We start from the raw sequence: 18,718 nt of genomic DNA on the forward strand, positions 1-18,718 counted from the left end.
CCGCACGTTCCTGCTGTGAGCGGTGCGGGGCTTCGTCGTCGTACGGTCAGGCTCCCCCGGAGCCAGGTGGCAGCGCCGCCGGGGTGGCGCGCCCGGCGTGCCGGCCGACCCGCTGCCAGGAGCCGAGGTTTCCGGTGCGCGGCCCCTGACCGGAGGCGCCGCCGGAGTGGCTCGCATGACCGGAGTGGACGTTCAGCGGGGTGCGGGTGCTGAACAGTCCCGTACCGAAGGCCATGAAGGCCAGGTCCTCCTCGCCGCTCCGATCACCCGGCAGCGCCCGGAACGACCGGCGGTACTCGGAGTACAGCGCGTCGTAGATCGGGGTGGGGGACTGGCCGCCCGATGGCTCCCGCGACGGGCGCATGGCAGGGATCGGGCTCGGGCGCTGGTGGGAGGGGTCGTATGAGTGCACGTACGTGCCAACGACCCCACCGGCCGTCGGATGCGGGCCCGGCGAAGAAATAGCTGCTCGTTGCGGGTGCGAGGAGCGTACGGACATGATCAGGTCCCGGCCAGCGGCATCGCCGCCGCGACCAGGAGGCCGCTGGCCGCGGCCTTCTCCAGTGCGTCGCGCAACAGGTCCTCGCGGGGCTGCTGGCCGATCGATCCGGCCGGGGCGGCGAAGACGAGAACGGTCTGCGATTTGTTGGCCGCGGTCCGCCAGCCCTCGGTGACCTGCAGTGGGGCGTGTGCCTGCCACCAGGCGACGGGGGCACCGCCGCCTGTGCCCGGCTGCAGCACGGCATGCAGCTGACCCATGGCGAGCAGGATCGACCAGCCGTGCAGCAGGGCGGGCAGCCGGCCCATCCGGTGGACCGGCTGGAAGCCCTGCTCGAGCAGGAGCTGCAGGAAATCGTCGCCTCCGCTGCCGTCCGTACCGGGGCGGGCGATCGCGCCGGTGGGTTCGACGACCAGCGCCGGGTGGAGCTCGTCGTCGATCAGGACGAGGCCGCTGGTGACGCCGAGGACGGCCTGGCCGGGCACGAGCCCCTCCGGGCTCTCCGGCTCGCTGCCGGTGATGCTGCGCACGGCGCCCTGCAGCTGCTCCTCGGAGACCTGGACGACCTGGGAGGGGATGCAGGTCGCGTGCGCGAAGGCGAGAACGGCGGTCTCTTCGCCGACGAACAGCACCGTGCTGGTGCGCTCCTGCTCGGAATCGCCAGGGGTGCGGCAGGAAGTGCAGTCGTAGCTGCCTGGGGCGTTGTCGCCGACGAGCAACCGATCGGCTTCGGCATCGCCGATCTCGGCGCGTACGTCCTCGCTGACGTCGAGCATGCGCGGCACGGGTGGCTCCTCGAACTCGGTACGTGCGCCGGGCGGTTCCCGGCTCATGAAGAGACAACGGGCAATCCGTGGCCGGGGTCACGCGCGAAAGGGAACGGAATCGAACCGTCCGGCGCAGCGGGGTGAATCGAAGCCCCAAAGGGTTTACTTTCGGTCAATCGTTGCCGATTGGGGGCACATTGGTCTGCCTGGCCCGACGGTCAGCCGGTTCGGCGGGCGGTCGACAAATCATGAAATCAGCGGACACGTAATTGGCTGAAACTCGTCGATACCTTGAGTAAACCGGCGATCGGTCCTTACCGTCATGACAGTGGAGCCCGCAGCAGATCGGCCGAACCGGGAGACACGGCGAGTCATGCACATTTCGTTTCTGCTCCACAACGCCTACGGGGTCGGGGGCACCATCCGCACGACGTTCAACCTCGCCGGTGCACTGGCCGGGCACCATGACATCGAGATCGTGTCGGTCTTCCGTCACCGCGACGCCCCCGCGCTGGGCGCCCCCGCGGGGGTACGGATGAGTCACCTTGTCGACCTGCGGAAGAAGAGCCCGACGTACGACGGCGACGCGATCGAGCACACCAGGCCCGCCGCCGTCTTCGCCCGCGGCGACAGCCGGTACCGGCAATACAGCCGGCTCACCGACGCACGGGTGGCGGACCATCTGCGCTCCCTGGAGGCTGATGTCGTCGTCGGCACCCGCCCCGGGCTCAATGTCCAGATCAGCCGGCAGGCCCGACGCGGTCCGGTCCGGATCGGGCAGGAGCACCTCACCCTCGACAGCCACAGCTACCGGCTGCGCCGTGAGATCGGCCACCGCTACACGCTGCTCGACGCGATCACGACCGTCACCGAGGCCGACGCCCATGCCTACCGGACCGGGCTGCGGCTGCCCGGCGTACGTATCGAGTCCATCCCCAACGGGGTGCCCGAGCCCGCCGTCGCACCCGCCGACTGCGACAGCAAGTGGGTGATCGCGGCAGGGCGGCTGCACAAGGTCAAGCGGTACGACGTGCTGGTCCGCGCGTTCGCCGACGTGGTGGCCGTTCGCCCCGACTGGCGTCTTCGCATCTACGGCGGCGGCGACGCGACCGGCGACGAACGGCAGGCACTGCACACGCTCATCGGCCGGCTGGGCCTGCACAACCATGTGTTCCTGATGGGCTCGGTCAACCCGCTGGAGGCCGAGTGGCCCAAGGGGGCGATCGCCGCGGTCACCTCGGACCGGGAGTCCTTCGGCATGACGATCGTCGAGGCGATGCGCTGCGGCCTTCCGGTCGTCGCCACGGACTGCCCGCACGGCCCGCGCGAGATCATCGACGACGGCACCGACGGACGGCTGGTGCCGGTCGGGGACGCGGCCGCGGTCGCGGACGCCGTGCTCGGCCTGATCGACGACGACGGAACACGGCACCGGATGGGACGGGCCGCCCACGCCGCGTCGAGACGGTTCGACCCTGCGCTGATCGCCGAACGCCACGAAGCGCTCTACACCGAACTCATCAGGCGCGGCGGGCGCCACCACACGCACAGCGCCCTGCGCTCCGGCGTGCACCGGGCCCGCGGCGCGGTGCTGGACGTCATGTACGCGCTGCGCCACAAGGCCGGCGATGCGCTCCGCAAGGGGAGGGCCGCGTGACCGCGCCGGCGCTGCGGACGACACCGCCCGCCGAGTCCACTGCCGGCTGCGTCGCCGACTGCGTCGCCGACGCCGACGGCCGGATCACCTTCGATCTCCTCCGGGACCGCCGAGAGGGCGGGGCATCGGGGGCCGTCCTGCTCCTGCGTCTGCGGGGTACGAAGGGGCGGAGCGGCCGGGCGGTCGAGGACGTGCGGCTGCCCCTGAGCCCGGACGGTGACGGGCGGCTGCGCGCCGTGCTGCCGGGCACGGCGGAGCTTGCCGAGGGCCGCTGGGACGCCTGGGTGCAGCAGCCGGGCACGGATGGCGAGACGGCTGTCGAACCCGGCATCAGGGATCTGCGGGCCCTGGTCGACCGCACGCCCGACGCCGTCGGCACGGTCGGCGGGGCCGTGGTCCGCATCCCGTACCCGACTGCCGACGGCCGGCTCGCCGTGCGCTGCTGGGTTCGCGCGCCGCACGCGGAGGCCGGGCCGATCACCTTCGGCCCGGCCGCGATGACCGTCGACGGAGCGCTGTACGGGGCGGAGCTCGGCGACGACGCGTGCGTGGAGGCGCGGCCGGCCGGCAGTCCCGAGCGGAGCTGCCGGGCGCCCGTGACCGGCAGGGACGGGAGTTTCTCCTTCAGGCTCCCGTACGACCTGCCGACCGCCGGACCGGTGACCACGCCGCAGCTGTGGGAACTGTGGCTGTTCCCCGGCGGGCCGAGCGGGAGCGGTAGCGGCGGGATCCGGATCTCCCGCATTCTCGACGACATCTGGGACCGGAAGAAGATCTTCGTCTACCCGGCTCGGGCCGCCACGGGGGACATCCTCGTCGCCCCGTGCTACTCGGCCGACAACGACCTCTGTCTACGGCTGGAACCGGCCCGGCGGCACGACTGACTTTGGTCGAGGACAGCAGCTGTCCTCGACCGCTGGCAGACTCGCCCCATGTTGGAGACCTCGGCACGACTGCTGCGCTTGCTCTCACTTCTTCAGGCCCACCGCGACTGGTCCGGAGCCGATCTCGCCGAACGGCTCGGCGTCACCCCACGGACCGTCCGGCGGGACGTCGACAAACTGCGCGAGCTCGGCTATCCGGTCAACGCCAGCCCGGGCACCGGCGGCGGCTATCAGCTCGGCGCGGGGGCCGAGCTGCCGCCGCTGCTCCTCGACGACGACGAAGCGGTCGCGGTGGCGGTCGGGCTGCGTACCGCGGCCGGTCACGGCGTCGAGGGCATCGGAGAGACTTCCGTGCGCGCACTCGCCAAACTCGAGCAGGTCCTGCCGAACCGGCTCCGCCGCCGGGTCGGCGCCCTGAGCGCCTTCACCGTGCCCATGATGCGGGAACCCGGCGCCTCCACCGTCGACCCTGGCGTCCTCGCCGAGCTGGCCGGGGCCTGCCGGGACAGCGAGCGGCTGCGCTTCGCGTACCGGTCCCACGGCGGTTCCCTGTCGCGCCGGGCCGTCGAACCGCACCGGCTGGTCTGCACCGAGCGCCGCTGGTACCTCGTCGCCTGGGACCTGGACCGCGGGGACTGGCGTACCTTCCGGGCGGACCGGATCACCCCCACGCCGCCGCACGGTCCCCGCTTCGTGCCGCGCCACCCGCCCGCAGAGGACCTGGCCGCCTATGTCTCGAAGGGCGTCTCCACCACTGCCTACGCGACGCATGCGGTGATCCGGCTGAAGGTGCCGGTCGAGCAGGCCGCCGAGCGCATCTCGCCGTCCTCCGGAGTGCTGGAGGCGATCGACGCGCACAGTTGCCTGCTGCGCGCCGGCGCGGCGAGCCTCGACGTCCTGGTGATCCACGTGATGATGATGGGCTTCGACTTCGAGGTCGTCGAACCGCAGGAGCTCACCGATGCGATCAGGGCGGCCCGGGACCGGCTCTCCCGTGCACTCAGCTGAAGGAGACCGCGGACTTTCGACCGACCGCTCGCCCGGTGTGCCCGGCCGGTGAGGGAGGGTCTGTGTCCGGTATACGGGCGGATGCGGGCGTCGGTCCCGATCGGATGGTGTGGATATCCCGACCGGAAGATAAGGCTGCCATAAGGAAGCGTGAATTCTCGGTGGCGAGCCCGTTTTCAAATACCTTATGGGAAGGAAATTCCGACCATCGGGTAGGTCATATTTCCTCTGGATTTCCGAGCCGTTCGGTGATCGTTTATAAGTGTGCATGATTACTGTGCGTCGGCCTGAGAACCGCACGTTCGAGTGAAGCAGTGTGCGGGAAACGGCTGTCGTGATCCTGTGACACAAGCGTGACCGGTGGCGTACGTGAGGATGCCGTGCCGGGTGCAAGCGCCCGGCTTCCGTACCCGTCCGGGGCCGCCTACGGTGAGTGGCATGGCACCCATCCCGACCCCTCCCGCCCAGCCCGATGACACGCCCGACGCGTATGTCGGCCTCGCCGCAGAAGCAGCCGAGCGCAGGGCCCGTGCCCGCGGCTGGCGCACGGTCAGAGCTCTGCCGCCGGGGGCGATCATCACCATGGAGTACCTGGCCGGGCGGATCAACTTCGAGGTCGACCACGCCGTGGTGACCCGCTGCTGGGTCGGCTGAGACTCCTGCCATGAGCAAGGCCCCGACCGGGGTCGGGGCCTTGAGTGTGCGGGGGGCGGCTGTGCGTACCGTTCCCGCATGGGGATGCGGTCCGTCAGCCGCCGGCCACCGGGTGGGCCGGGCTTGTGCCGCCTCGCGGCGCTCGGTCCGCGTGCGGTGGGCGCCGGCTGCCGACCGGGGTGACCGGCGTCCGCTCCGAGCGCACCGTGTGCGGCGTGTGGGCCCGCTGCCGGGTCCCCGCCGCCAGAGCGGCAGGAGCCGAGGCGGCCGGGCGACCACTCGTGGCGACCGGTTCGAGCACCGGGCTCTCGCCCGCGCTGCCACTACTGTCCGGTTGCGGCAGTGGTGCGGTCTGGGACGCACCGGCCGCGACGGGCACCGGGGGAGCGGTCCGGCGACGCGCACGCAGCTGCTCGCGCACCGCGAAGATCCATTCCTCGGTACGGGTGATCAACGGCTCGACCCACGGCAGTCCCAGCAGGATCAGCAGCCCCGCAGCCCAGCCGAGCAGCACATCGCTCAGCCAGTGCGTACCGAGATAGACGGTCGTGAGCCCGACCCCGAGCGAGACCACCGCCGATACGGCCGACAGGTAGCGTCTGGCCCGCGGCGTAGTGGCCAGGTAGGCGAGGATTCCCCAGGTCACCACCGCGTTGGCGGTGTGGCCGGACGGAAATATATCGCCGCCGGCGAAGAGCTCCGCGGAGCCGATCTGGGTCGCGTAGTGCGGGCCGAGCCGGCCCAGGCCGAGCTTGACGGCGCCCACGGTCAGATTGAGGAGCAGCAGCGAGGCGCCCAGGGTCAGCAGGGGCCGCAGGGTGTGCTGCCGCCAGGAGCGCCAGCCGAGCCAGCAGGCGACCATCACGGCCGTCGGGCCTCGCTGGCCGAGGACGACGTAGTAGTCGAGGAACGCATGGATTCCGGGCCACTGCTGGTAGGGCCGGAAGAGCATGACCTTCCAGTCCAGGGCCACCAGCCAGGAGCCCATCAGCACGGCAACGACGATGGCGAGATAGAACGCCAACGTCCCGCCGAAGAGAGCGATGCGGTGAGGACTCATCCGCGGTGGCTCTATCTTCGGCGGTTCCGGCTCCCGGTCCAGCCGGGCAAAGATGTCGGTACGCACCCAATCGACGTTACAGCGAGTGAGTGCGTGATCCTGCCGTCCCGGCCGCTTTGTGATGACGATGTGATGTGGACTATGTCTCAGTCGGGTCAATATTCCTGACCCATCAGTGAATCCCGGTGGCCTCGCGCTCTATTTATTCTGCGCTTATTTCGGAAGAGTGTTTGAGTATCTCCCAATAAATGGGGAGCGGTGCAGGTATCAATTTCTCCGGCCGCGACGAGCGGGCGGACGGACGGTGCCCGGCCGGTCACGGAACGGTCACACGCCGTCGGCGGGGCCGGTCCGGCGTGGCATACGCCACACCTCGTGACCTGTCGGGGTATGAGGTCGACCACGTGTGGCCACGCCGGACTCGCGTACGCTGACGGATCACTCGCCCGTCGATGCCGGGCCTGGAGGGGCAGTGCACACTGCATCCCCGGTTGGCCTGCCGAGCGCGAGGGACCTTTGGGAGGTACATGCATGTCCGGGACGACCACAGCCCGATTCCGGCTGCGCGCAGCCGCCGGCGGGGCCAATCGGTGGGTCGTCCTGGTCGTCCTCTGCCTCAGTTTGTTGCTCGTGGCGCTCGACGCGACGGTGCTCCACGTCGCCGTACCCGCCGTCACCGAGGACCTGCGGCCCAGCGCCGCCGGTCTGCTGTGGATCGTGGATGCCTATCCACTGGTCTGCGCCTCGCTGCTGATTCTCTTCGGCACCCTCGGTGACCGGGTCGGCCGCCGCCGCATCCTGCTGATCGGCTACACGCTCTTCGGTGCCGCCTCCGCGATCGCCGCGATGGCGGACAGTCCCGGCGTGCTGATAGCGGCGCGCGCCCTGCTGGGCGTCGGCGGCGCGATGATCATGCCAGCGACGCTGTCCATCCTCCGCCAGGTCTTTCCCGACCGGCGAGAGCGGGCCGTCGCCATCGGGGTGTGGACCGCGGTCGCCGCCGTCGGCGCGGCCACCGGACCGGTCATCGGCGGCTTCCTCGTGGAGCACTTCTGGTGGGGCTCGGTCTTCCTGATCAATCTGCCGCTGATGGCGCTGATCCTGCCGATCGGTCGGCTGCTGCTCCCCGAATCGCGGGGCAGCGACGACGGCCCCTGGGACGTGCTCGGCGCGCTGATGGCCGCGGCCGGAGTGCTCGGTGTGGTCCTGGGCGTGAAGCACGCGGGCACCGGCGAGGGTGCCTTCGGCCTCGCCACCCTCGTGCCGCTGCTGCTCGGGGCGGCACTGCTCGTCGCGTTCGTCCGTCGGCAGAAACGACGTACGCATCCACTGATCGACATTGCGATGTTCGCGCGGCCCGCGTTCTCCGCCGCGGTCGGCTGCATCGTCCTCGCCATGCTGGCCCTGGTCGGTCTGGAACTGATCGCCGTCCAGTACCTGCAGCTGGTCCTGGACCTCAGCCCGCTGGAGACCGGCCTGCGGCTGCTGCCGCTCACCTTCGCCGCGATGGCCGCGGGTGCGACCGGCTCGTACACTCTGCGCCGGATCGGACCGCGCCGGATGGTCGGCTGGGGCTTCGTGCTCACGGCCGCCTCGGTGCTGATCCTGACCCTGATGGGGCAGCACGACCGGCCCGCCCTGCTGACCGTGGCGTTCGTCGTGCTCGGCTTCGGGCTCCAGTCCACGCTCTTCGGGGCGTACGAATCGATGCTCAGCGAGGCCCCGGCGGACCGGGCGGGTGGTGCGGCGGCCATCGGCGAGACCTCGTACCAGCTGGGTGCGGGTATGGGGATCGCCCTGCTGGGCAGCGTCATGAACGCCGCCTACGCGCCCGGACTGGCCAAGCTCTCCGGAGCGGGAGTCCCCGCTGAGGCCTCCGCCGCCGCCTCCCACTCCCTGGGCGAGGCGTATCAGGTCGCCTCACAGCTGGGCGGCCCGCTGGGCGGGGTGCTGCGGAGCGCGGCCCGGCATGCCTTCATCGACGGGCTGCATGTCACGCTGCTGGTCAGTGCAGGTCTGCTGCTGCTGGGCGCGCTCGCCGCGCGGCGACTGCCGCGGGTGATGGAGTGCCCGCCGGTGGAGATCTGTGAACCCCGCGAGGCCGCCGAGGTGACTGCCGCCGTGGAGACGCGAGGGCCCCGCGCGTTCTCTGCTCCCCAGGGCGTGCCGGTCCAGGGCCTGCCGAAAGGGCCCCCTTCGGTGCCTGCCCAACGGCAACCCGCCGAGGCCACCGGCTCTGGACGCGCGGCACACTGAGCCGTAACGTCAGCACGACGCCATAACTAACACTGCTAGTTTTAGCATCGTGCGAGCCGCCGGAGGCACTCTCATGTCCACTCCATCTCCCGCGAAGCCGTCGAAGCTCCCGCCCTTCGACCCCGGCGACCCGATCGGCATCGACGATCTGCTCGGCCCCGAGGATCTCGCGATCCGGTCCACCGTTCGCGCCTGGGCCGCCGACCGGATCCTGCCGCACATCGCCGAGTGGTACGAGAACGGCGAGCTGCCCGGCATCCGCGAGCTCGCCCGCGAGCTCGGTTCGATCGGCGCCCTCGGCATGTCCCTGCAGGGATACGGCTGCGCGGGCGCCACCGCCGTCCAGTACGGACTGGCCTGCCTGGAGCTCGAAGCGGCAGACTCCGGGATCCGCTCCCTCGTCTCCGTGCAGGGCTCTCTCGCGATGTATGCCATCCACCGCTTCGGCTCCGAGGAGCAGAAGCAGCAGTGGCTGCCGGCCATGGCGGCCGGCGAGATCATCGGCTGCTTCGCGCTCACCGAGCCGGACCACGGCTCCGACCCGGCCGGGATGCGGACGCACGCCAAGCGCGACGGCGGGGGAGACTGGGTGCTCAGCGGCCGCAAGATGTGGATCACCAACGGCTCGGTGGCCGGGGTCGCCGTCGTCTGGGCGCAGACCGACGAAGGCAGCAACGGCAGCGGCATCCGCGGATTCGTCGTGCCGACGGACGCCCCCGGCTTCTCCGCGCCCGAGATCAAGCACAAGTGGTCGCTGCGTGCCTCGGTCACCAGTGAGCTGGTCCTCGACGAGGTACGGCTGCCCGCCGGCGCCGTACTTCCCGGAGTCACCGGCCTGCGCGGACCGCTCAGCTGTCTCAGCCATGCCCGCTACGGCATCGTCTGGGGAGCCATGGGCGCGGCGCGGGCCAGCTTCGAGGCAGCGGTCGACTACGCGAAGACCCGGGAACAGTTCGGCAAGCCGATCGGTGGTTTCCAGCTCACTCAGGCCAAGCTCGCGGACATGGCTGTCGAACTGCACAAGGGCATCCTGCTCGCCCACCATCTGGGCCGCCGGATGGACGCGGGCAGGCTCCGCCCGGAACAGGTCAGTTTCGGAAAGCTCAACAATGTGCGGGAGGCCATCGAGATCTGCCGCACCTCGCGCACGATCCTCGGCGCCAACGGGATCTCGCTCGAATACCCGGTGATGCGGCATGCGACGAATCTGGAGTCGGTGCTCACGTACGAGGGCACCGTGGAAATGCACCAGCTGGTGCTGGGCAAGGCACTCACCGGCCTGGACGCATTCCGGTAGAACGGGACGCCGGCCGGACCGATCCGGCGAGCGCCCTGCTCAGCTCTGGTTGAAGAAGCCGTCGGCCGGCCGGCCGACGGCTTCGCCGTTGAGCACCCGGGTGTCGGCCGGGGTCAGCAGGAAGACCCGGGTGGCCACGCGGTCGATAGAACCGCGCAGACCGAAGATCAGCCCCGCGGCGAAGTCCACGACACGCTTTGCGTCGGCAGGGTCCATGGCCGTGAGGTTGATGATCACCGGGACGCCGTCCCGGAAGAGCTCGCCGATGGCGCGCGCGTCCCGGAAGCTGTCCGGGGTGACGGTGGCGATCCGGCGGCCCGTCTCCTCGGCCGCCTCGGAGACCACCTGTACCCGTGGGTCGGTCACCCAGGCATTGCCGGTCCCGGTCCGTGCACCCTCGGTGTACTCGTCGTCGTAGTAACGCTCGTCGTTGTCCTCTACGAGGCCCAGCCAGGCACTCGCCTTGCGCACCGATCCCATGGACGCCTCCTCTCACCGCGGTTCCTTGGTGTTCCGCATCTCTTTCGTATCCCTATGGTCGACCATGATGCGGATCGTGCGCCAAGTGGATAGTCGGTATGCAGGCGATTCGTGACGCTACTGGTGCAAAAGATGTGGCGATTCGTCACGGTTCCTCCCGCATAAGGCCCCTGGGAAAAGAAAATATGATGCGCCGGTCCGTACGGGTGACATGGGGGACGTACGGGTGAACGGGTCACTCGATACGATGCCTGTCGCGCACCCGCACGAGCGCTGCGCATGACTGAACGGCTCTCGGGGGATTGTCGTGTTCGGAATAGTCAGGCCCTGCGCCCATCGGTTGTCGGAGGGGCTCAAGACCGCGTGGATGGCCCATCTCTGCGGGCTCTGTCTCGCACTTCGCTCGGACCACGGCCAGTTCGCCCGGGTCGTCACGAACTACGACGGCCTGATCGTCTCGGTCCTGACGGAGGCTCAGGCAGAGCGCACCACGGGCCGGTGGCGCACCGCGGGTCCTTGCCCGCTGCGCGCCATGCGGACCGCGCCGGTCGCCCGGGGCGAAGGGGCCAGGCTCGCCGCCGCCGTCTCGCTGGTGCTGGCCTCGGCGAAGGTGCGGGACCACGTCGCCGACCGGGACGGGCTGTTGAAGCGCCGCCCGGTCGCCGCGGCCGCCCGCCGGGTCGCCGCGGGCTGGGACAGGGCCGGAGCGCGTACCGGTGCTCAGCTGGGCTTCGACACCGCGGTCCTCGTCGACGCCGTCGACCGGCAGACCGGCATCGAGCGACTCGCGGGGCTCGGCACCCCGCTGCTGACGGTCACCGAGCCCACCGAGACGGCCACTGCGGCGGCCTTCGCCCACACCGCCGTGCTCGCGGGCAAGCCGCAGAACGCCGAGCCGCTCGCCGAGGCCGGCCGGCTCTTCGGCCGACTGGCCCATCTGCTGGATGCCGTGGAGGACCAGGGGGCTGACGCGGCGTCGGGCGCCTGGAACCCGCTCACCGCCACGGGTACCTCGCGCGCCGAGGCCCGGCGGCTGTGCGACGACGCGCTGCGCGGCGTGCGGTTGGCGCTGCGCGACGCCGAATTCACCGACGACAAGCTGGCGCATGTGCTGCTCGTGCATGAACTGCGCCGATCGGTGGACCGCGCGTTCGCCACGGAGACGTGCTCCCACCAGGCGGATGCGCACCAGGCCGGTGGGCACGGCGTCACCGGGTCCTTCGGGGCGCCGCCCGGCAATCCGTACGCGCCGAACACCCCCGGCAGCCCGTTCGGCCCCCCGTCGCCCCCGCCGGAACCGCCGCGCGACCGGCGCGGGCTGATCATGGGGTGCCTGGTGTGGGCGGGGCTCGCCTGCACCTGCCAGATGTGCTGCGGGACCTTCGAGGACCCGTGGAGCCGTCAGCGCCGCGAGGGGCTGTGCAGCCAGTGCGACTGCTGCGATGCCTGCGACTGCTGCAGCAACTGCGCTGACTGCTGCGGCAACTGCGACTGCTGCGACTGCGGGTGCGACTGCTGAGCCGTGCTTCGGACGCGGCTCAGCCCGGGGTGTCCGGTGCGGCGCATCGCAAGGCGAAGGATCGTCCCGCGCTCCCCTCGGGGCCACCCCGCATCTCTCGCCGGGCGGCCTCGACGACTTCGTCGACCGGGTCGTCCCGCTCCTCCAAGATCGCGGAGCCTTCCGCTCCGAATGCACCGGTTCCACTCTGCGGTCGCATTTCGGGGCGGCCGGGCCGGTGTGGAAAGGTTGATCGCATGAGTACGGACGCACAGCAGGCAGCCCAGGGCTGGATCCACTGGCACGAGGAGCGCACGGCCACGGTCTCGGGACCGTACGGACCGCTTTCCCTCACCGGCACCCACTGGCTCTCCGACTACCCGGAGGGCCGAATTCCGGCTCTTCCCGGGCAGTGGCGGGAGGACGGCGACGAGCTGGTGCTCACGGCCGTCGCCGAGGACGGGCTCACCGTCGACGGGAAGCAGTTCACCGGCGAGGCGCGGCTCACCGCGGACCGCGGCCCGATCGACGAGTCCCGCGTCGCGCACGGTGAGCGCCGACTCGTCGTGCTGAGCCGCGAAGGGCTGTGGGCTGTAAGGGACTTCGACCCGGACTCCCCGGCACGGAGGGCCTTCCGCGCCATCGACGCGACACCGTACGACGCCCGCTGGGCGCTGTCCGGCACCTTCCGCGCGTACGACACCGCGCGCACGGTCCGGGTCGAGAACGCCGATGGTGTCGAGCGGGGGCTCGGCCTCGGTGGCGAGATCGCCTTCGAGGTGGACGGCACCGAGCACACGCTTCAGGTCGCGGTCGAGCACGACGGCTCGCTCTGGGCGGTCTTCGCCGACGCCACCAGCGGGAACAGCAGCTACCGCTTCCGCTTCCTGCGGCCGGCCGCGCCGGCCGAGGACGGCAGCGTGACCGTCGACCTCAACCGCGCGCTGCTGCCGCCGTGCGCCTTCGCCGACCACTTCATCTGCCCCTTCCCGCCGCCCGGCAACACCCTTCCGATCGCCGTCGAGGCGGGAGAGCGGAACCGGATCGACCGCTGACGCATCACCGCACCCGATCGGTTCAGGCCCCGGCAGCCCGCGCGCTGCCGGGGCCTTTGTGGGCGTGCGGCGGTACGGATGGCCCGCCCGTTCCGCCGAACTGAGGCCAACGGGCCCTCTTGCGCGAGGAGTTGACGCCTTGAATACTCCCGAGCAGCGCTTGTCAGGAGCACGTCGCATTTGGAACGGACATGCGGCCGCGCCCCCGACTGCGCCTCACGGGTCCGGCCACCCCACTGGCGGACCCCCGTTTCCCCTCGGGAGGAATGACAAGTGAGGAACAAGCGCACCACCCCCCTCAGCACCACAGCGAGACGAAGCCGGATCGTCGCGGTCGCCGCGGGCCTGGTGGCCGTCGCCGCAATCGCCGTCCCCAGCGCCCATGCCAACTCCACCACGACGTTCAGCGCCAACCAGCTGTCCGCCGCCAGTGATGCGGTGCTCGGCGCCGACATCGCCGGTACCGCCTGGAACATAGACCCGGCGACCAAGACCCTCGTCGTCACTGCCGACAGCACGGTCACCCAGGCCGAGATCAAGCAGATCAAGAAGTCCGCCGGCGCCAACGCGGGCGCCCTGCGCATCGAGCGCACGTCCGGCACCTTCAGCAAGCTGCTCTCCGGCGGCGACGCCATCTACGCCCCCGGCTGGCGCTGCTCCCTCGGCTTCAACGTCCGCAGCGGCAGCACCTACTACTTCCTGACCGCCGGTCACTGCACCGACGGCAACCCGCCCTGGTACACCAACTCGTCGAACTCGACGTACATCGGCCCGACGGTCGGATCCAGCTTCCCGACCAATGACTACGGCCTGGTGCGGTATGACAACGCCTCCGTCGCCCACGCGGGCACCGTCGGCAGTCAGGACATCACCAGCGCGGCCAACGCCACGGTCGGCATGTCCGTCACCCGTCGCGGCTCCACCACCGGCATCCACAGCGGATCCGTCACCGGTCTCAATGCCACGGTCAACTACGGCGGCGGGGACATCGTCTACGGCATGATCAAGACGAATGTCTGTGCGGAGCCCGGTGACTCCGGCGGTCCCCTCTACTCCGGGACGAAGGCGATCGGACTCACCTCGGGCGGCAGCGGCAACTGCAGCTCCGGCGGTACGACGTACTTCCAGCCGGTCACCGAGGCGCTCAGCGCATACGGCGTCAGCGTCTACTGACGCACCGGCGCCCGATCGCACACATGACGGAGCCCCCGCCCGAATTCCGGGCGGGGGCTCCCGCACACCCCGCGGCTTTTGAGAGGATGTGGGGGAGGTCGGTCGCGCAGGAACGACGGGGGCGGATGCTGTGCCTCCCGGAGGGGTGTCCTCCGGGAACCCCCGGAGACACTCCAGGGGGTTCCAGTCCGTGAAACGCATCGGAGTGACCGGCCATCGCAGCATTCCCGAGGAGGCGCACGTCCATGTGCTGGCCGGGATCCGGGCGGCGCTCCGCGAGCTCGACGGCTCCCTGGAAGCCCTCTCCAGCCTGGCCGTGGGAGCGGATCAGCTCTTCGCCGACCTGGCACTCGCCCACGGCGCCGAACTGACCGTCGTCATCCCCAGCGGGGACTACGAGACATCGTTCGCCGCCGGCGCCGAACTGGCCCGCTACCGGAGCCTCAAGGACCGGGCGGCCCGGGAGGTGCTGCTGGACTTCCCGCACTCCACCGACGAGGCGTACTACGCGGCGGGTGCCTATATCGCCGATCACTGCGACCGGCTGCTCGCGGTGTGGGACGGCCGGCCGGCCCGCGGCTTCGGCGGCACGGGCGACATCGTGATGTACGCGAGGACGCTCGGCCGCCCGGTCACGGTGATCTGGCGCGACGGGGTCGAGCGCGCCTGATCCGGATCGGTACGCGCCGGTCGTATGCGACCGATGCGCAACAGTACTGCGCATACGGGGTTATTGGCTGCTCGTCACATCTGATGCCGGGCGAGCCAGTCGGTGTGCTGCGGGGAAACGATGCGCTCGGTCTCGAACACCGCCCGGGGCCACTGCCGTTCGGTCAGTGTGGTCTCCATCGCGACCTGCATCGACTCCAGGTCTTTCTCGACAAGTGAGTGTGCGGAGATCAGCGGATGGTGGCGGCGCATCTCGCTCCACGCCAGGCAGGCCGCCGCAGCCGTGGACAGCACGCCGGTCGCGGCGAAGGACTGGGTGACGGAGAACGTCCTCAACAGGGCGAGGACCAGGGCGAAGGCGGTCAGTGCGGCGATCGTGGTCGACCAGACAAGGGTGGCGCGCCGGGACACATCCTGGCGACGGCGGTACCAACTGCGCTGTTCGATCAGCCGATCCCGCACATATGTCTCCTTGCGTACGGTATACGCTTTGTCCCGTAACTCGCGCATGGAATCCGTGATGAGTCCGCCCGAATCTGTCGTCTGGTCGCGTGGGTCCGCCCAGCCGACTTTTCTGAGCTCCTGCAGCCCCTCTTCGAGCCGGTTGGCGAACACTGCCTCCGGGTGCTGGGTGCTGGTGTCGAAAGGCGAGCCGTGCACCGAGTAACGCCAGCACATCGATTTGATGAACTCTGCCGCCGAGCGATTTAGTTGCCAATGCGACTTTGCTTTGCGGCGGGAGGGGAGGTAGGTCGTGATCAGGACACCCAGGTAGGCCAACACCCCGACCGCATCGGTGAGTTGAAACGTGTCAGCAACCTCCCAGTGCCAGGGGAGCGCTGCCGGTATCGCACCCACGACCAGTAGGATCAGCTGCCAGCGGGTGGTGTTCACGGTCTCCCGTTGCCGTGCGATCGCGATGGCGTCCGTGTGGTGAAAGAGCGCCGGCAGATCAGCGTTCCGGAAGACCATGCTCTGCAGTGGTCCGGGAATCGCCGTCATGTTCACTCCCGTCTGCGGTTTTGTCTTCACCCATATGGCGGAATGGATGATTCCGTAGCGTCTTGGGCAGTCCCACGTGACGCTTGCGTTGTAAGGCGATGGCCTCAGTTGCGAACCGAGGTCATGAGAGTAAAGTCGTGCCGCCGGACACTGCAATGGTGCAGCTGGACGGTGCAGTTTCCGTGTCCGGAACAATCCCATCAAGGACGGCCGTGAAGAACTCTGAATCCTCCCGCTCCTTCGCCGATGCGAAGAAGAGCCGTGTGCCGCTCGCCGAGATCGACGCGCGCGGCAAGGAAGCCACCCGGAAGCTCGGACGGGTGCATGCCGCCTCCGCCGGTCAGCGGACCCAGGCATCTACCTTCAACTCGGCTCTCTAGTCACACTCTCCGGGCTGGCTAGACTGGTGGAATGACAGGACCCTTGGTCCCTTTCCGCGAAATCGTTCTCAAGGTTCACAGCAGGTGCGATCTTGCCTGTGACCATTGCTATGTCTATGAACATGCAGATCAGAGCTGGCGTACCCGTCCGAAAACTATCTCTGACGATGTCATCTTCCGGACTGCTCAGCGCCTGGCTGAGCATGCCAAGACACATGCACTGCCCTCCGTGTCAGTGATCCTGCACGGAGGGGAGCCTCTGCTGGCGGGCCCCGCGCGTCTGCGCCGCGTCTGCGAGGAGCTCACCTCGGCGCTTAAGGGCATCGCCGATCTCGATCTACGGATCCATACCAATGGCCTGCAGCTCAGCCCGCGCTATCTCGACCTCTTCGACGAGTTCGGCGTCAAGGTCGGTATCTCCCTCGACGGCGACCGGGCCGCCAACGACCGGCACCGCCGTTTCGCCGACGGACGCACCAGCCACCCTCTGGTCCTGCGAGCCGTCGGGCTCCTCCGGCAGGAGCGCTACCGGCATCTCAATCTCGGCCTGCTGTGCACCGTCGACATCCGGAACGATCCGCACGCGGTGTTCGACGCCCTGGCCGAACTCGATCCGCCGCTCATCGACTTCCTCCTTCCGCACGCAACCTGGGACCAGCCGCCGTCGCGTCCGGACGGATCGCCCACGGCCTATGCCGACTGGCTCCTCGCGATCTTCGACCGCTGGAGGGAACAGGGCAGGCCGGTGCCGGTGCGGTTCTTCTCCTCGGTCCTGTCCAGCCTGAGCGGCGGACCCAGTCTCACCGAGTCCCTGGGCCTGGCCCCCACCGACCTCGTCGTCGTCGAGACCGACGGGCAGCTGGAACAGGTGGACTCGCTCAAGAGCGCCTATGAAGGCGCGGCCGCCACCGGGTTCGACGTCTTCACCCACGCCTTCGACGAGGTCGCGGCGCACCCCGGGGTCCGGGCGCGGCAGCTCGGACTGGCCGGAGTCAGCGAGACCTGTCGCCGTTGCCCCGTCGTGCGTTCGTGCGGCGGGGGGCTCTACACGCACCGCTACCGCTCGGACAGCGGATTCGACAACCCCTCGGTGTACTGCGCGGATCTCGAAGCGCTGGTGCGCGGCATCGAGGTGCGGACGGCCGCGGAAACCGAGTCGGCCGCGGTTGCGGAGCCGCACGAGCTGATCGCGGCGCACCAGGACCTGACGCGGACTCTGCTCGCCCGGCTCCACGCGGACCTCGACGGCCGGGGCGGAGAGCGCTGGGACGAGGCCTGGGAGCTGGTGCAGGCCCTGGACCGGACGGAAGCGGGCGCCGACGGCCTGGACGGTGTACTGGCCCATCCCTACACCCGCACCTGGCTGCTCGACGCGCTGGACGCCGTGTACGAGGACCGGCCGGATGCCGAACGGCCGGCTGCGCTGCGGCTGTCGTCGTCCGTGGCCGCTGCCGCCGTACGCGCCGGACTCGAACGGGATGTCCCCGTCGCCTACCGGGACGGCAGCATCTTCCTCCCCACCCTCGGGGAGGTGCGGATCGGCGGGCCGGGGGAGCACGGCACTGCCCGTGTGCGCGCCACCGACGACGGATTCCTGATCCGGCGGGCCGGGCGCACCGCCGAACGGCGGATCGTGCGGACGTCGACGGAAGACCCCGGCTGGCTTCCGGTGCGCCACGTGGCTGTCGGCGGGGCGGCCGGCTTCGTACTCGACGACCTCGACCCGTACCGGGACTGCTTCGACACGCCCGTCGCTCCCCGGCTCGGGCAGTCCGAGGCCGATGCGTGGAGTGCGGGACTCGCCGGGGCCTGGGAACGGCTGACGGCGGTCGTGCCGGGGCAGGCGGCCGAAGCGGCGGGCAGCCTGATCGCGATGACGCCGCTCACCACCGGACACCTCGCTGTGGGGCGGCACGGCTACGGGGCGTTGGGGATCGGCGTGTACGCGGATGCCGAGGAACTGGCGCTCGGTCTGCTCCGCGGATTCCGGCGGGCCAAGCTCAGGGCCCTCGCGGATGTCACGGATCTGTACGCATCGGACGGAGCCTGGGAGCATCGGACGCCCTGGCAGGAAGAGTCCGTTCCCTTCTCGCGGCTGCTGTCCATGACCTATGAGCGGGTGGGCCTGGGTCTGTTCGACCCCCGGTTCCTGGACGGGGTGCCGCAGGCACTTGACACGCTCGAAGTTGCGGCCGAACTGACCATCGACGGAAAGCAGCTGCTGACCACAGTCCGGAAGGAGATCAGCGGTACACACGGGACATCCGGGAAGAACAGTTGCAAGACTTCTTCTGATCAAGAACCGGATTCTCCGGGCGTGAGGATGGATGACTGAAAAGCAGTGTTGAATGACCGAACGCCATGGGGGTGGAGCAAGTC

17 protein-coding genes and 1 pseudogene are annotated in these 18,718 nt (G+C 69.7%); 13 read left to right on the forward strand and 5 right to left on the reverse strand.

Annotation, left to right across the window (positions count from 1 at the left end; all coding sequences use genetic code 11):
• Positions 1 to 46: 46 nt before the first annotated feature.
• Both ACNPQM_RS14220 and ACNPQM_RS14225 read right to left on the reverse strand, forming a co-directional pair.
• The gene (locus ACNPQM_RS14220) at positions 47 to 364 is read right to left on the reverse strand and encodes a hypothetical protein (RefSeq protein ID WP_418084260.1); all 318 of its coding nucleotides are present in this window, start codon (positions 362 to 364) and stop codon (positions 47 to 49) included.
• Between the two features lie 137 nt (positions 365 to 501).
• Complete coding sequence (locus ACNPQM_RS14225) at positions 502 to 1,284, reverse strand: hypothetical protein (RefSeq protein WP_358858149.1); 783 nt, start codon at positions 1,282 to 1,284, stop codon at positions 502 to 504.
• Positions 1,285 to 1,639: 355 nt separating this feature from the next.
• Between ACNPQM_RS14225 and ACNPQM_RS14230 the strand changes: the two genes are divergently transcribed.
• From ACNPQM_RS14230 to ACNPQM_RS14245, 4 genes are all read left to right on the forward strand, one after another.
• Entirely contained in the window at positions 1,640 to 2,923 is a 1,284-nt protein-coding gene (locus ACNPQM_RS14230; RefSeq protein ID WP_418084261.1) for a glycosyltransferase, read from the forward strand.
• The gene (locus tag ACNPQM_RS14235; protein WP_418084262.1) at positions 2,920 to 3,807 is read left to right on the forward strand and encodes a transferase; all 888 of its coding nucleotides are present in this window, start codon (positions 2,920 to 2,922) and stop codon (positions 3,805 to 3,807) included. The genes ACNPQM_RS14230 and ACNPQM_RS14235 overlap by 4 nt, the downstream gene beginning before the upstream one ends.
• A 48-nt stretch (positions 3,808 to 3,855) precedes the next feature.
• The gene (locus ACNPQM_RS14240) at positions 3,856 to 4,815 is read left to right on the forward strand and encodes a helix-turn-helix transcriptional regulator (protein ID WP_418084263.1); all 960 of its coding nucleotides are present in this window, start codon (positions 3,856 to 3,858) and stop codon (positions 4,813 to 4,815) included.
• Positions 4,816 to 5,253: 438 nt separating this feature from the next.
• A complete protein-coding gene (locus ACNPQM_RS14245) occupies positions 5,254 to 5,469 on the forward strand; it encodes an I78 family peptidase inhibitor (RefSeq protein WP_366132872.1) in 216 nt (71 codons plus the stop codon).
• Positions 5,470 to 5,563: 94 nt separating this feature from the next.
• Here the strand turns inward: ACNPQM_RS14245 and ACNPQM_RS14250 are convergent, their stop codons facing one another.
• Positions 5,564 to 6,595 carry a phosphatase PAP2 family protein gene (locus ACNPQM_RS14250; RefSeq protein WP_418084264.1) on the reverse strand — a complete coding sequence of 344 codons (1,032 nt, stop codon included), beginning with the start codon at positions 6,593 to 6,595 and terminating at the stop codon, positions 5,564 to 5,566.
• A 465-nt stretch (positions 6,596 to 7,060) separates the two neighbouring features.
• On the opposite strand from ACNPQM_RS14250, the gene ACNPQM_RS14255 reads away from it, so the two are divergent.
• A complete protein-coding gene (locus tag ACNPQM_RS14255; RefSeq protein WP_418084265.1) occupies positions 7,061 to 8,785 on the forward strand; it encodes an MFS transporter in 1,725 nt (574 codons plus the stop codon).
• A gap of 73 nt (positions 8,786 to 8,858) precedes the next feature.
• Positions 8,859 to 10,082, forward strand: a complete 1,224-nt coding sequence (locus ACNPQM_RS14260; protein ID WP_418084266.1) for an acyl-CoA dehydrogenase family protein — start codon at positions 8,859 to 8,861, stop codon at positions 10,080 to 10,082.
• Positions 10,083 to 10,121: 39 nt separating this feature from the next.
• On the opposite strand, the gene ACNPQM_RS14265 is transcribed toward ACNPQM_RS14260, so the two are convergent.
• The gene (locus ACNPQM_RS14265) at positions 10,122 to 10,562 is read right to left on the reverse strand and encodes a cell division protein SepF (RefSeq protein WP_358858141.1); all 441 of its coding nucleotides are present in this window, start codon (positions 10,560 to 10,562) and stop codon (positions 10,122 to 10,124) included.
• Between the two features lie 307 nt (positions 10,563 to 10,869).
• Between ACNPQM_RS14265 and ACNPQM_RS14270 the strand changes: the two genes are divergently transcribed.
• The 5 genes and pseudogenes from ACNPQM_RS14270 (at position 10,870) to ACNPQM_RS14290 (ending at position 14,958) form a co-directional block, all read left to right on the forward strand.
• A complete protein-coding gene (locus ACNPQM_RS14270; RefSeq protein WP_418084267.1) occupies positions 10,870 to 12,081 on the forward strand; it encodes a DUF5685 family protein in 1,212 nt (403 codons plus the stop codon).
• A gap of 88 nt (positions 12,082 to 12,169) precedes the next feature.
• Positions 12,170 to 12,313 (forward strand): annotated as a pseudogene (locus tag ACNPQM_RS14275) (F420-dependent methylene-tetrahydromethanopterin reductase); the annotation flags it as partial.
• 4 nt (positions 12,314 to 12,317) lie between these two features.
• Complete coding sequence (locus ACNPQM_RS14280) at positions 12,318 to 13,115, forward strand: DUF1684 domain-containing protein (protein ID WP_418084268.1); 798 nt, start codon at positions 12,318 to 12,320, stop codon at positions 13,113 to 13,115.
• A gap of 273 nt (positions 13,116 to 13,388) precedes the next feature.
• On the forward strand, positions 13,389 to 14,288 hold the full coding sequence (locus tag ACNPQM_RS14285) for a S1 family peptidase (protein WP_358858138.1): 900 nt from the start codon (positions 13,389 to 13,391) through the stop codon (positions 14,286 to 14,288).
• Positions 14,289 to 14,478: 190 nt separating this feature from the next.
• Complete coding sequence (locus tag ACNPQM_RS14290; RefSeq protein ID WP_358858137.1) at positions 14,479 to 14,958, forward strand: hypothetical protein; 480 nt, start codon at positions 14,479 to 14,481, stop codon at positions 14,956 to 14,958.
• A 74-nt stretch (positions 14,959 to 15,032) separates the two neighbouring features.
• On the opposite strand, the gene ACNPQM_RS14295 is transcribed toward ACNPQM_RS14290, so the two are convergent.
• Positions 15,033 to 15,929, reverse strand: a complete 897-nt coding sequence (locus ACNPQM_RS14295; protein ID WP_418084326.1) for a DUF4231 domain-containing protein — start codon at positions 15,927 to 15,929, stop codon at positions 15,033 to 15,035.
• A gap of 242 nt (positions 15,930 to 16,171) precedes the next feature.
• Between ACNPQM_RS14295 and fxsA the strand changes: the two genes are divergently transcribed.
• Positions 16,172 to 16,339, forward strand: coding sequence for an FxSxx-COOH cyclophane-containing RiPP peptide (gene fxsA / locus ACNPQM_RS14300; RefSeq protein WP_358858136.1), 168 nt, complete (start codon positions 16,172 to 16,174; stop codon positions 16,337 to 16,339).
• A 31-nt stretch (positions 16,340 to 16,370) separates the two neighbouring features.
• Entirely contained in the window at positions 16,371 to 18,674 is a 2,304-nt protein-coding gene (fxsBH, locus tag ACNPQM_RS14305) for a radical SAM/SPASM protein FxsBH, inactivated beta-hydroxylase extension form (protein ID WP_418084269.1), read from the forward strand.
• The last annotated feature ends 44 nt before the right edge of the window (positions 18,675 to 18,718 follow it).

It is taken from the genome of Streptomyces sp. NPDC056231 (assembly GCF_048270745.1).
Classification (GTDB): Bacteria; Actinomycetota; Actinomycetes; order Streptomycetales; family Streptomycetaceae; genus Streptomyces.